This window comes from Kocuria himachalensis (assembly GCF_054784195.1).
The window spans coordinates 39,460-52,876 of the sequence record NZ_BAAGPL010000023.1 but is presented as its reverse complement, the minus strand read 5'-3'; the positions used below and the strand labels follow the sequence as shown (position 1 = coordinate 52,876).

Genomic DNA, 13,417 nt, shown 5'->3' with positions numbered 1-13,417 from the left:
TCGCACCAGACACGGGGCCCGGGGGCGTTCGGGGGAACGCGCCACGGGCCGGCACCAGTCGCGAAGCGGTCCTCGCTTCTCCACCGGATGGGACAGGACAATGAGAAGAACCACCAGGGCAGTCACGGCCGCCGCCTTCGCGGCAGGAGTCGGTCTCGTCGCCGCCGCACCGGCGCAGGCGATGGAGATCTCCGACATCAGCGACGCCACGCGGATCGCCGAGGGGGCGGCTGTCCAGGGCACCTACACGGTGACCTGCACGGCCGGGAGCAACATCTTCGTCTCCCTCAATGTGACCCAGCGGGTCTCCGAGGGACGGATCGCCAACGGCAGCTACTTCAAGCAGTGGGTCTGCGAGGGCGGTGAGGTCGAGCTGAACTACGAGGCGGTGGCCTTCAACATGGCCTTCGACGAGGGGCCGGCCGTGCTCTCGGGATTCATCCAGGAGTGCCAGACGGAGTTCTGCGGAACGGGCACGACCCTGCCGCTGCAGGTCATCCAGATCAGTGACGAGGACGCGGAGCAGGCCGAGTAGGCCGGGTGAGGACTGCCCCGTTCCTGCGCCGGCGCAGGAACGGGGCCGTTCCGCGTCCCCGGACCGGGAACTCTGTCCGAAAGTCCAGTGCCCGGCACCACCCCCCGTTCTATAGTCGAAAGCATCGACCGCACATCGCTCCCCCCACGCCCCCCGCAGTGGCTCGACGACCGCGCCGTGCCCGTCCTCCACGAGGAGACCCTCACGAGGCAGCCGGCGCGGGTCGACGTCGTGAGCGGCCCCGACGCCGCCGTGACGGGCTACCGCACGGCCTGCCGGGAACTCCTCGAGAGGGCCGGGCTTTGAGCGCCCCCGCCGTCGAGCTGCGCCGCCCCGAGGGCCGGTGGCACCGCCGCCGCGAGCTGATCTGGGGCACCTCCGTGACCGTCGACGTCCGTGCCGGCGAGGAGGGTCTGCCGCCCGAGCCCGCCGTGCGGCACGCCCTGGACACGGCCGTGGCCAACATGCGGTGGGTCGACGCCGTCTTCTCCACCTACCGCCCCGACTCGCTCGTGACTGCGCTCCGCTCCGGCCTGCTCGACGAGCGCCGGCTCAGCCGGTGGGACGCCGCCGAGGGTGCCCTGCTGGACGTGCTCCAGCGCTGCCGGGAGGCCCGGCAGCTGACCGACGGCTGCTTCGACCCGTGGGCCGTGCGCGGCGGCTTCGACCCCTCGGGCTACGTCACGGCGTGGGCCGCGGAACGGATCGCCGACGACCTCGTCCGCGCCGGGTGCGCGAACGCCTGCGTGGAGGCCGGCGGGGACGTCGTGACCCGCGGGTCCGCCGCGCCCGGGAGGCCCTGGGCGGTCGGGATCCGCCACCCGGACGACGCCGGCGCCGTCACCTGGACGGTGCTGCCCGGCAACGGCGCGGTGTCGACGTCGGGCACCGCCGAGCGCCCGGCGCACATCGTCGACCCGCGCACCGGGCGACCCGCGACGGGCGCCCGGTCCGCGACGGTCGCCGGCCCGGACGCTCGGCTGGCCGGGGTGCTCGCCACGGCCCTCGTGGTCGCCGGCCGGGACGGGGCCCGCTGGTTCACCGGCCTGGACGAGTGGTCCGCCTGGGGTGTGGACCCCGCCCCCGCGGACACGGCGTGGTCGGTCCGCCGGGAGCACCACCTGACCCGCTGAGTCCTCGCACGGCCCCGCCGGTGGCTAGGGTGGAGGCGGTGAGCACCCACCCCGACACCGCCCCGGCCCCCGACCCCACCCACACCGGCATGGTCCGGGTCCGAGGGGCCTCCGAGAACAACCTGCGCCACGTGGACGTGGACGTCCCCCGCGACGCGATCGTCGCCTTCACCGGCGTCTCCGGGTCGGGCAAGTCCTCCCTGGCCTTCGGCACCATCTACGCCGAGGCGCAGCGGCGCTACCTCGAGTCCGTGGCGCCCTACGCCCGGCGCCTGATCCAGCAGGGGCACAACCCCGCGGTCGAGGCGATCACCGGGCTGCCGCCGGCCGTCGCCCTGCAGCAGCGGCGCGGCGCGCCCAGCTCGCGCTCCACGGTGGGCACCCTCACCACGCTGTCCAACTCGATGCGCATGCTCTTCTCCCGGGCGGGCACCTACCCCGGGTCCGCCGCGGGCAGCCTGGACTCGGACGCCTTCTCGCCCAACACCGCCGCCGGCGCGTGCCCTCGGTGCTCGGGCCTGGGCACCGTGCACGACGTCACCGAGTCCTCCCTGGTCCCGGACCCGGCGCTCACCGTCCGGGACGGGGCCGTCGCCGCGTGGCCCGGCGCGTGGCAGGGCAAGAACCTGCGCGACATCCTGAGCCACCTGGGCCACGACGTCGACGTCCCCTGGCGCGAGCTCCCGCGGGAGGAGCGCGACTGGATCCTGTTCACCGAGGAGCAGCCGGTGGTGGAGATCACCCCGCAGCGGGACCGGGTGGCGAAGCCGTACAAGGGCCGGTTCTGGAGCGCGAAGAGCTACGTCCTGCACACCCTGGCGGACTCCGCGAGCCAGCAGATGCGCGAGCGCGTCCTGCAGTACGTGGTCACGGGACCCTGCCCCGGGTGCGCCGGCAGCGGGCTGCGCCCCGAGGCGCTCGCGGTGACCTTCGCCGGCCGGAGCATCGCCGAGCTCAACGGGACGTCCCTGGCCGAGCTGGCCGAGGCGGTCCGGCCCACGGCGGCCCTGGAGCACGCCGGCACCGCCTCCCGGGCCGTGTCCTCGGGGGAGCGCAGCGAGGCCGCGGTGACCATCACCAAGGACCTGCTCGCCCGGCTGCAGGTGCTCCTGGACCTGGGCCTGGGCTACCTCAGCCTGGACCGGTCCACGCCCACGCTCTCCCCGGGGGAGATGCAGCGGCTGCGGATCGCCACCCAGCTGCGCTCCGGGCTCTTCGGCGTGGTCTACGTGCTCGACGAGCCCTCGGCGGGCCTGCACCCGGCCGACGCCGAGCCGCTGCTGGCCGTGCTCGAGGAGCTGAAGGCCTCCGGGAACTCGGTGTTCGTGGTGGAGCACGACATGGCCGTGGTGCGGCGCTCCGACTGGGTCGTGGACGTGGGGCCCCAGGCCGGGGACCGCGGAGGCTCGGTGCTGTACAGCGGCCCCGTCCCCGGCCTGGCCGGGGTCGCGGAGTCCGCCACGCGCCCGTTCCTGTTCCCGGACAGCTCCCCGGACGGCTCCCGGGAGACCACGACGGCGGAGCGCACGCCCCGCCCGGTCGAGCGGCGGCTGCGGCTGCGCGGGGTCACGCGCCACAACCTGGTGGACCTCGACGCGGAGATCCCGCTGGGCGTGCTCACCGCCGTCACCGGGGTCTCCGGCTCGGGCAAGTCCACGCTGGTCAGCCAGGTCCTGGCCGAGACGGTCGGCCGGCACGTGCACGGCGGGGCGGCCCCGGAGACCGCCGACCCCGAGGAGGACGCCACGCCCGCCGGCGGAGCGCGGGTGGACGCGGTCGAGGGCCTGGAGCACCTGGACCGGCTGATCCGGGTGGACCAGCGGCCCATCGGCCGGACCCCGCGCTCCAACCTGGCGACCTACACCGGGCTGTTCGACGCGGTCCGCAAGCTCTACGCCGCCACCGACGAGGCGCGCGCCCGCGGCTACGGAGCCGGGCGGTTCTCCTTCAACGTCACCGGCGGCCGGTGCGAGACGTGCCAGGGCGAGGGTTTCCTGGCCGTCGAGCTGCTGTTCCTGCCCGGCACCTACGGGCCCTGCCCCGACTGCCGGGGCGCCCGCTACAACCCCGAGACGCTGGAGGTCACCCACCGGGGCCGCAGCATCGCCGACGTCCTGGGCATGCGCGTGGAGACCGCCGCGGAGTTCCTCGCGGACGTCCCGGCCGCCGCGCGCAGCCTGCGCACCCTGCTCGACGTGGGGCTCGGCTACCTGCGGCTCGGCCAGCCGGCCACCGAGCTCTCCGGGGGCGAGGCGCAGCGGATCAAGCTGGCCACCGAGCTGCAGCGGGCCCGGCGCGGCCACACCCTGTACCTCCTGGACGAGCCCACCACCGGCCTGCACCCGCAGGACGTGCAGCTGCTGCTGCGCCAGCTGAACCGCCTGGTGGACGCCGGCAACACCGTGGTGGTGGTGGAGCACGCCATGGACGTGGTGGCGTCGTCGGACTGGGTGATCGACATGGGCCCGTCCGGCGGCGAGGCCGGCGGGCGGATCGTGTGCGCCGGCACCCCGGCGGACGTGGCCGGGTGCGAGCGGAGCCGGACCGCGCCCTACCTGGCGGCGGCGCTCTCCTGAGCTCCGCCCCTGCCCGCCGCGCCGAGGTCGCGGCGGACGGCGACCGGGCACCGCCACGTCGCCGTCAGCCGCGACCCCGCGGGGAGGGAGGGGCCCGCAACGCCGCAGCCCCCGCGCGCCGGACGGCGGGCGAAGGCTGCGGTCAGCCGCTGCTGATCAGTTCTGCTGCTGGTCCTTCTCGTCGGAGCCGAGGAAACCGCCGGCCTTCTCCTGGGCCTGGTCCACCTGGCCCTCGTACTTCTTGCCCGTGCGCTCGTCGACGGCGTCGCCGCCCCGGTCGATGCCCTGCTGCACCTTGTCCGGGTGCTGGTCCGCAAGGTTCTTCGCCTTGTCCGCGAATCCTCCCATGTCCACCATGATCGTTCCTCTCGTCGAGCGGTTCCGGCGGGCGCCGCCCACCGGAGGTGTTCCTCCATCCTGGCCCCCGGGCGGGGTCCCTGGCCACCCCGCGCCGCGGTCGCGTCCGACGGCGACGCAGCCGTGGGCGGTGGCCGTCACCTGCCATCCCCCGGGTCAGCCCCGGTGCCGCTCCTGGTGCAGCTCCCGCACCGCCGGCGCCAGCTCGGGACACGGCCCGTCCACGGGCACCCCCGGGGCCACCTGGGAGATCGGCAGCGCCGCGACGGGGGCGGGCGGGGCGCCGAGCTCGTGCAACCACCGGCCGAGCTGCGCCGAGGAGGAGGCGTGCACGATGCGGCCCAGCCCCACCCAGGCGTGCGCCGCCGAGCACATGGGACAGTGCTCACCCGAGGTGTAGACCGTGGCCGCGGAGCGCTGCTCCGGGGTCAGGTGGGCGGCCGCCCAGCGGGCGATCTCGAACTCGGGGTGCCGGGTCGCGTCACCGCCGGCCACCCGGTTGCGGTCCTCGAACAGGACCTCCCCCCGGGCCGAGACGAGCACCGAGCCGAACGGCTCGTCCCCGGCGTCGAGGGCCTCGCGGGCCAGCTCCACGCAGCGTCGCAGGTGTCCGCGGTCGGTCTCCGAGATGCCCATGGGCCCAGCCTACGTGCGGGGGCGCCGGCTCACAGGAAGACGCGGGCGGGTGGCCGCCGCCGGGAGAGGTCCCGGACCACCGGACGGTAGGCCAGGACCAGCAGCAGCAGGGCGACGGGCACCAGGAACGAGAACCCCGCGGCCAGGTAGCCGACCGTCCCAGCCACGCCGCCCAGGAAGAACAGGCCCACGAGGCCGGTCAGCACCCGCAGCTTCCTGCGGTCTGCCCGGACCGGAACCGGTCCGGCCGTGCGGTGGGGATAGAGCATCTTCCCGAGCTCGATCGCGATGTCGGTGACCATCCCGGTGACGTGGGTGGTGCGCACGGGGATGTCGTCGACCTTGCTGATGAGCGCGTTCTGCGTCCCCATGGTGAAGCACAGGACGGCGACGGGCACGAGGCCGCGGTGGTCCTCCTCCAGGGCCTCGGCGGTCAGGCTGAACACCAGGATCAGCGCGCCCTCGAAGGCCAGCACGTTCGCGAACCGGCAGCCGAGCCCGCGCCGCCGGCCCCAGTTGAAGAGCAGCGCGCACCAGATGCCGCCGAGCACGAACGCCCCCAGTCCCACCGCGCCGAGGGACAGCAGCTCCACGTCGCCGTCCACGAGGTGGTCGGCCATGGTCGCGGTCAGACCGGTCATGTGCGAGGTGTAGAGGGCCACGGCCACGAAGCCCGCCGAGTTGAGCATGCCTGCGACGAAGATCAGCAGGCAGGCCAGGTGGAGGTCGTAGCGGGGGCTCCGACGGGGCCCCGAGACCCGGGACAGGTAGCCGGTGACGGGTGTTGCCATGTGCCCAGCCTAGGAACGGCACGGTCCGTGGCCAGCAGACCATCGGCCAGATCAGGCGGTGTCCTCCGTCACGTCGACGACCCCCTCGAGCACCTCCACCACCACGGCGCGCGCCCGGGCCTCGGCCGCGGCCGCGTCCCCGGTAGCGACGGCGGCGGCCGTGGCCTCGTGGTCCTCGAGCGCCCCGGGGTCGGGGGAGCGGGGCATGAGCCCCAGCGCGGTGCGGCCGGCGAGCACCTCGGCCACCACGCCCTGCAGGGCAGCGAGCATGGGGTTGCCGCTCGCCTCCAGCAGCAGCGCGTGGTAGGCGGTGTCCACCTCCAGGTACTCGGGGTCCCTGCCGCGGCGGGCCTCACCGAGCTCCCGCAGCCGGGCGGCGAGCTCCACCAGGCGCCGCCGGGTGGGCGCGTCGGCCCGGACCGCGGCCAGGCGGGCGGCCACGGGCTCGATGGCGGTCCGCAGCTCGGTGAGGCTCCGCAGCTGCTCGTCCCGCCCCGGGCCGCCGAGCCGCCACCGGATCAGCCGGGGGTCGAACGGGTTCCAGTCCCGCGGCGGACGGACGGTGACGCCCACCCGCCGCCGGGACTCCACCATCCCCATGGACTCGAGCACGCGCACCACCTCCCGCACGAGCGTGCGGGAGACCCCGAACTCCTCCTCGAGGGCCGCGAGCGTCAGGACGGTGCCCGGCGCCCGCGCCCCGGAGGCGATGCTCTCGCCGAGCCGGTCCAGCACCCCGCTGTGCTGCTCCACGCCGTGCATGGACGCTCCGTCCGTCATGTGGGCGCGGCCACGCCCCCCTGTTGCCAAAAGTATGATCTTTCTGTCAGCCTAGCGTGTGTCGTGGCTCACGACGAGACCCCAGGGCCTGCCCCCAGGCACAAGACCAACGGAGAAACTCAGTGGAAGACTGGACACAGACCCTCGGCACCGCGCCGCTGCTGGCGATCGCAGCGGCCGCCATCGCGCTCATCCTCATCCTCGTCATCAGGTTCAAGGTCCACGCGTTCCTGACCCTGATCCTCGTGGCGCTGCTGACGGCGTTCGTCACCGGCATCCCCACGGAGCTCGTCGTCGACACGGCGGTGGAGTCCTTCGGCGCCACCCTCGGCCCGGTGGCCCTGCTCATCGGCCTGGGCGCCATGCTCGGCAAGATGGTCGAGCACAGCGGCGGTGCCATGGCGCTCGCCGACAAGCTCGTCGACGTCTTCGGGGAGAAGCGCGCGCCTTTCGCGCTCGGCGTGGCCTCGCTGATCATGGGATTCCCGATCTTCTTCGACGCCGGCCTGGTGGTCATGCTGCCGATCATCTTCGCCGTGGCCCGGCGCCTGGGCGGCACCAACGTGCTGCTCTACGGCATGCCTGCCGCCGCCGCGTTCTCCGTGATGCACGTCTTCGTGCCGCCGCACCCGGGTCCCGTGGCCGCCACCGAGCTCTACGGCGCCGAGCTCGGCCTGGTCCTGCTCATCGGCCTGCTGCTCGCCTTCCCGCTCTGGTACGTCTCCGGCTACATCTGGGGCAAGCGCGTGGGCACCAAGTACGTGCTTCCCGTCCCCGGCTTCTTCGGCGACATCGACGAGGACCAGCCCAAGAACCCGCCGAAGGTCGGCACGATCATCGCCATGCTGCTCCTGCCGCTGGTGCTCATCTTCATGAACACGGGTCTCAACTTCCTGCGGGCGGCCGGCGTCGTCTCCGAGGACGCCACGTGGGTGAAGTTCCTGTCCGCACTGGGCGAGTCCCCGGTGGCTCTGCTCATCTCCGTCCTCGTGGCCACCCTCGTGCTCGGCACCCGGCGCGGGGAGCACGGCACCGCCCTGGAGAAGGTGCTGGACTCCTCGCTGGGACCGGTCGCGTCGGTCATCCTCATCACCGGCGCCGGCGGCATGTTCGGCGGTATCCTGCGGGCCTCCGGCATCGGTGACGCCCTGGCGTCCTCGCTGGACGGTGTCGGCCTGCCCGTCATCTTCGCCGCCTACATCATCGCCGTGGTCCTGCGCCTGGCCCAGGGCTCCGCCACGGTCGCCCTCGTCACCGCCGCCGGTCTCATGGCCCCGGCCGTGGCCGCCGGGGACTTCAACGCGGTGCAGATCGCGGCGATCACCCTCGCCACCGCCGCGGGGTCCGTGTTCGCCAGCCACGTCAACGACTCCGGCTTCTGGCTCGTGGGCCGGCTCATGGGCATGGACGTCAAGACCACGCTGAAGACGTGGACGGTCCAGCAGGCCATCGAGTCCGTCCTCGGCTTCGCCATCGTCCTCGCGATCTTCTACGTGGCCTGATGTCCGCGACGACCAGCATCTTCGACATCACCGGCCGCCTCGCCCTCGTCACCGGGTCCTCCCGGGGGCTGGGGCGGGCCCTGGCCACCGGCCTCGCCGAGGCCGGCGCCCGCGTGGTCCTGCACGGGCGCGACGCCGGTGCCCTCGCCCGGGTGCGCGACGAGATCGCCGCCGGCACGGGCACGGCCCCCGTCACGGCGGCCTTCGACCTCACCGACGCCGGGGCCGTCCGGACGGGGATCGACGCCGTCCTGGCCGAGCACGGCGTCCCGGACATCCTGGTGAACAACGCCGGGATCCAGCGTCGCGCCCCCTTCGCCGAGTTCGCGGCCCAGGACTGGGAGGACATCGTCGCGGCGAACCTCTCGAGCGTGTTCCACGTGTCCCGCGCGGTGGTCCCGGGGATGCAGGAGCGCGGCTCGGGCAAGATCGTCAACATCGCCTCCGTCCAGTCCGTGCTCGCCCGGCAGACCATCGCCCCGTACTCGGCCACCAAGGGTGGGGTGGTCATGCTCACCAAGGGGATGGCCGCGGACCTCGCCCGGCACAATATCCAGGTCAACGCGATCTCCCCCGGGTACTTCGCCACGGAGATGAACCAGGCCCTGATCGAGGACGAGGACTTCAACCGCTGGGTGGTGGAGCGCACCCCGGCCCGGCGCTGGGGGCGGGTCGAGGAGCTCGTGGGCACGCTGGTCTACCTGTGCTCCGACGCCTCCAGCTTCGTCTCGGGGCACAACGTTCTGGTCGACGGCGGCATGACCTCCGTCCTCTGACCCGGCAGCACCACCCCACCGCACCACCCCACCGCACCACCCCACCGCACCACCCGGCACGCTCCCGCACGGCACGCGCCGTCCCGGGGCCGCGCCCCCGGACGCACCAGGAAGAGAGCTCATGAAGGCCATCGTGATCCACGGCAAGGACGACCTGCGCGTCGAGGAGGTGCCCACCCCGGAGCCCGCCGAGGGACAGGTCCGGCTCCGGATCGCCTACGGCGGGGTGTGCGGGTCGGACCTGCACTACTGGGCCGAGGGCGCCAACGGCGAGTACGTGGTCCGGGAGCCCCTCGTGCCCGGTCACGAGGTCTCCGGCACGGTGGACCTCGACCCCGCCGGCGAGCTGGCACCCGGCACCCCGGTGACGGTCCACCCGGCCACGTTCGGCACGCCCGAGCCCGGGATCGAGGACCGGCGCCACCTGTGGCCCGGCGGGGCCTACCTGGGCAGCGCCTCCACCCGGCCGCACACCCAGGGCGGGATGAGCGAGTACCTGCTGGTCCGCCGGGACATGGTCCGGGTGCTCCCGGCCGGGCTGCCGCTGCGCCGGGCCGCGCTCGCCGAGCCGCTGGCCGTGGCCCTGCACGGACTCACCGTGGCCGGGGACGTGACCGGCAGGCGCGTGCTCGTCTCCGGGTCCGGGCCGATCGGCCTGCTCGCCGCGGCGGCGGCCCTGGCGCGCGGCGCGGCCGAGGTCGTGGCCACGGACGTCCTCGAGGGCCCGCTCGAGCGGGCGCGCGGGATCGGCGTGCACGGCACCGTCCGGGTGGGGGCCGAGCAGATCCCGCCCGGGGCGTTCGACGTGGTGCTGGAGTGCTCCGGCGTGCCCGCGGCCGTGAGCCCGGCGCTGGTGGGCGCCCGCCGCGGCGGCGTCGTCGTCCAGGTGGGGATGGTGCCGGACGAGGCCCGGCCCGTGAACCTGGCCCCGCTGGTCTCCAAGGAGCTCCAGCTGCGCGGGTCCTTCCGGTTCGACGACGAGATCGACGAGGCGATCGAGCTGCTCGCCGCGCGCCCCGGGATCGAGGACGTGGTCACGCACGAGTTCCCCGCCGACCGCGCCGCCGAGGCCTTCGCCACGGCCCGGGACTCCGCCGTCTCCGGCAAGGTCCTCGTGTCGCTGGCCCCCGTGTCGCTGGTCCCCGGGGAGCGGCGCTGATGCCGGGGCCGGCCGGAGCCGGGCACCCTGCCCCCGTGGTGGTGGGCGTCGACATCGGCACCACGAGCACCAAGGCGGTGGCCTTCGCCGTGGGCGGGGAGCAGCTCGCCGCCGCCTCGGCCGGCTACCCGCTGGAGGAGCCGCACCCCGGCCACGCCGTGCAGGACCCCGAGCTGATCCTGCAGGCAGTGCTGGACACCGTCCGCGCGGTGGTCGAGGAGGTCGGGGCGGAGCGCGTGGCCGGGCTGTCCTTCAGCGCCGCGATGCACAGCCTGCTCGGCCTCTCGCCCGAGGGTCAGCCCCTCACCCCGCTCGTCACCTGGGCCGACACCCGGGCCGGCGTCCAGGCGGAACGGCTGCGCGCGAGCACGGGCGGGCTGGCCCTGCACCGGCGCACGGGCACCCCGGTGCACCCGATGTCCCCGCTGCCCAAGCTCGTGTGGTTCCACGAGCAGGAGCCCGAGCTGTGCGAGCGCGTCGCCTTCTGGGCCGGCATCAAGGAGTTCGTGCTGCTGCGGCTGTGCGCCGCGCTGGTGGTGGACCACTCCGTGGCCTCGGCCACCGGCCTCATGGACATCCACGAGCTCGCCTGGGACGGGGAGGCCCTCGCCCACGCCGGGATCCTGCCCGAGCAGCTCCCCGAGCTCGTGCCCACCACCCACGTCCTGCCCGGGCTGACGGACGAGGGTGCCCGGGCCACCGGGCTGCCCGCCACCACACCCGTGGTGGTGGGGGCCAGCGACGGGCCGCTGGCCAACCTCGGTCTGGGCGCGGTCCGGCCCGGGGTCGCGGCCTGCTCGATCGGCACGAGCGGCGCGCTGCGCGTCGTCGTCGACCGTCCCGTGGTGGACCCGCTGGGACGGGTCTTCTGCTACGCCCTGACGCCGGGGCGCTGGGTGGTCGGCGGGGCGATCAACAACGGCGGCGTGGTCCTGGGCTGGGCCGGGGACGCCCTCGCCCCCGACCTGGGGGAGGAGCCGGAGGAGGAGCTGCTCGCGCTCGCGGCGAGCGTCCCGGCCGGGTCCGGGGGGCTGCTCATGCTGCCCTACCTGCTGAGCGAGCGCGCCCCGCACTGGAGCGCCCTGCCCAAGGGCGCCTACGTGGGGCTGACCCGCGCCCACCGCCGCGAGCACCTGGTGCGCGCGGCCCTGGAGGGGGTGTGCCAGCAGCTCGGCCTGGTCCTGCAGTCGATGCGCTCGGCCGGTCTGGCCGTGGAGCAGATCCGCGCCACCGGCGGCTTCGCCCGCAGCCCGCTGTGGCGGCAGCTGCTCGCCGACGTCCTCGGCACGGACATCTCCTTCGCCCCGGGCCACGAGGGCTCCGGGTTCGGTGCCGCGCTGCTCGGGATGCAGGCCCTCGGGCTGATCGAGTCCGTCGACGTGGCCTCGGAGCTGGTGGAGGTGGAGTCCGTGGTGCGCCCGGACCCCGCCGACGCCGCGGTCCACGCTTCCCTGCAACCGGTGTTCGAGCAGCTCTACGAAGCCCTCGTGCCCACCTTCACGTCCCTGCGCCGGCTGGCGCCGGCCCTGCCGCTCGAGCGCGGCTGACCCCTCCCGCCGCTCCACCCCCGCCACGCCGGCCGGGCCGTCCCGCCCGGCGCTCCGTGACGATCCCGTGCACGGTCCGAGAGGGCGCACCGGCGGGTCCGCGTGGGAGAATGGAGCCGTTCTGTGGTGCGTGCGGGACCGTCCGGCCCCGCACCGAGGATCGTCGGTGCCGAGGGGGCCCCATGATCTCGAGAACGGACGTGGAGGAACTCCACCGGCAGGTCCGGGGCCCGGTCCTGCTGCCGGACGAGGACGGCTTCGAGCAGGAGGTCGCGGGCTTCAACCTGGCCGCCGTCCACCACCCGGACGCGGTGGTCGGCGTGACCGACGCCGCCGACGTGGTGGCCGTGATGCAGTGGGCCGCCGCCCACCACGAGCCCGTGGGGGTCCAGTCCACGGGGCACGGCGCGGACCAGCCCATGGAGGGCGGGCTGCTCGTCACGACCCACCGGATGCAGGAGCTCGAAATCGACCCCCGCCGCCGGACGGCGCGGATCGGCGCCGGCGTGCGGTGGCGCCGCGTGATCGACGCGGTCGCGCCCCACGGGCTCGCGGTGCTCAACGGCTCGGCCAGCGACGCCGGGGCGGTCGGCTACACCCTGGGCGGCGGGCTGCCGGTGCTCGGGCGGGTCTTCGGCTTCGCCGCCGACCACCTCCTGGGCCTCGACGTGGTGACCCCCGACGGGCGGCTGCGCCACGTGGACGCCCGGCACGAGCCCGAGCTGTTCGCCCTGCTGCGCGGGGGCAAGGGCAACCTGGGGCTCGTCACCTCCATGACCCTCGACCTCGTCCCGCTGGAGGGCCTCTACGGCGGCGGGATCTTCTACCCCGGCGCCGACGCCCAGGACGTGCTGAGCGCGTTCAGCCGGTGGGCGCCCACCCTGCCGGAGCACGCCTCCACGTCCGTGGCCCTGCGCTGGATGCCGCACGACCCGACCGTCCCCGAGCAGCTGCACAAGCAGATGCTGGTGCACCTGCGCTTCTGCTGGGTGGGCCCGGAGGACGAGGGGGTCCGGCTCCTCGCGCCGATGCGGGAGGTCTCCCGGCCGGTCCTGGACCTCGTGGGGCCCATGGACTACCGGGACATCGACCAGGTGCACATGGACGCCACCGAACCGGGCCTCTACGTGCTGACGGGGGAGTTCCTGCGGGAGTTCGACGCCGCCGCGGTCATGACGCTGCTGCAGCGCGCCGGACCCGGCAGCCGGTGCCCGCTGCCGGAGGTGGGGATCCGTCTGATGGGTGGTGCCTTCACCCGGACGGACGGCATCCAGGACGCGGTCACGGGGCGGGACGCGGCGTTCTTCCTGGAGCTCATCGGCTGGCTCGCGCCCCACGTGGCCGAGGCGACGCCCCGGGCGCTGTCCGAGATCCTCCAGGCCATGGCCCCGTGGTCCACGGGACGGGCCTTCGTGAACATGCACGGGGTCCCGGGCGGAGAGAGCGAGCACGCCCGGGCGTGGTCCGAGGAGGTCTACGCCCGTCTGGTCCGGGCCAAGGCGCTCTACGACCCGGACAACCTGCTGCGCTTCCAGCACGTGGTCGGCCAGGAGCGCCCACCTCCCGTCAGCGGCCAGCCGGCGGACAGCTCCGCATGATGGACTCAGGGCAGCACCGCGGCGGTC

12 protein-coding genes are annotated in these 13,417 nt (G+C 74.3%); 8 read left to right on the top strand and 4 right to left on the bottom strand.

All coding sequences use genetic code 11. The annotated features are described in order from the left end of the window. Positions 1 to 100: 100 nt before the first annotated feature. The 3 genes from ACYVM4_RS16040 (at position 101) to uvrA (ending at position 4,244) form a co-directional block, all read left to right on the top strand. The gene (locus ACYVM4_RS16040) at positions 101 to 535 is read left to right on the top strand and encodes a hypothetical protein (protein ID WP_460669176.1); all 435 of its coding nucleotides are present in this window, start codon (positions 101 to 103) and stop codon (positions 533 to 535) included. Between the two features lie 302 nt (positions 536 to 837). After that, complete coding sequence (locus ACYVM4_RS16035; RefSeq protein WP_460669175.1) at positions 838 to 1,668, top strand: FAD:protein FMN transferase; 831 nt, start codon at positions 838 to 840, stop codon at positions 1,666 to 1,668. A gap of 89 nt (positions 1,669 to 1,757) precedes the next feature. Beyond that, entirely contained in the window at positions 1,758 to 4,244 is a 2,487-nt protein-coding gene (gene uvrA / locus ACYVM4_RS16030; RefSeq protein ID WP_460669194.1) for an excinuclease ABC subunit UvrA, read from the top strand. A gap of 156 nt (positions 4,245 to 4,400) precedes the next feature. Here uvrA and ACYVM4_RS16025 read toward each other — a convergent pair whose 3' ends face one another. From ACYVM4_RS16025 to ACYVM4_RS16010, 4 genes are all read right to left on the bottom strand, one after another. After that, entirely contained in the window at positions 4,401 to 4,601 is a 201-nt protein-coding gene (locus ACYVM4_RS16025) for an antitoxin (protein ID WP_368822532.1), read from the bottom strand. Between the two features lie 156 nt (positions 4,602 to 4,757). Then, a complete protein-coding gene (locus tag ACYVM4_RS16020; protein WP_368822531.1) occupies positions 4,758 to 5,237 on the bottom strand; it encodes a nucleoside deaminase in 480 nt (159 codons plus the stop codon). Between the two features lie 29 nt (positions 5,238 to 5,266). Continuing rightward, entirely contained in the window at positions 5,267 to 6,028 is a 762-nt protein-coding gene (locus tag ACYVM4_RS16015) for a YoaK family protein (RefSeq protein ID WP_460669174.1), read from the bottom strand. 51 nt (positions 6,029 to 6,079) lie between these two features. Then, a complete protein-coding gene (locus ACYVM4_RS16010) occupies positions 6,080 to 6,790 on the bottom strand; it encodes a FadR/GntR family transcriptional regulator (RefSeq protein WP_460669173.1) in 711 nt (236 codons plus the stop codon). Positions 6,791 to 6,930: 140 nt separating this feature from the next. On the opposite strand from ACYVM4_RS16010, the gene ACYVM4_RS16005 reads away from it, so the two are divergent. The 5 genes from ACYVM4_RS16005 (at position 6,931) to ACYVM4_RS15985 (ending at position 13,390) form a co-directional block, all read left to right on the top strand. After that, the gene (locus ACYVM4_RS16005) at positions 6,931 to 8,310 is read left to right on the top strand and encodes a GntP family permease (protein WP_368822525.1); all 1,380 of its coding nucleotides are present in this window, start codon (positions 6,931 to 6,933) and stop codon (positions 8,308 to 8,310) included. Beyond that, positions 8,310 to 9,086, top strand: coding sequence for an SDR family oxidoreductase (locus tag ACYVM4_RS16000; protein ID WP_368822523.1), 777 nt, complete (start codon positions 8,310 to 8,312; stop codon positions 9,084 to 9,086). The genes ACYVM4_RS16005 and ACYVM4_RS16000 overlap by 1 nt, the downstream gene beginning before the upstream one ends. A 121-nt stretch (positions 9,087 to 9,207) precedes the next feature. Beyond that, positions 9,208 to 10,245, top strand: a complete 1,038-nt coding sequence (locus ACYVM4_RS15995; RefSeq protein ID WP_460669172.1) for a zinc-binding dehydrogenase — start codon at positions 9,208 to 9,210, stop codon at positions 10,243 to 10,245. Between the two features lie 35 nt (positions 10,246 to 10,280). Then, complete coding sequence (locus tag ACYVM4_RS15990; RefSeq protein ID WP_460669171.1) at positions 10,281 to 11,792, top strand: gluconokinase; 1,512 nt, start codon at positions 10,281 to 10,283, stop codon at positions 11,790 to 11,792. Between the two features lie 182 nt (positions 11,793 to 11,974). After that, the gene (locus ACYVM4_RS15985) at positions 11,975 to 13,390 is read left to right on the top strand and encodes an FAD-binding oxidoreductase (RefSeq protein ID WP_368822518.1); all 1,416 of its coding nucleotides are present in this window, start codon (positions 11,975 to 11,977) and stop codon (positions 13,388 to 13,390) included. Positions 13,391 to 13,417: the final 27 nt, after the last annotated feature.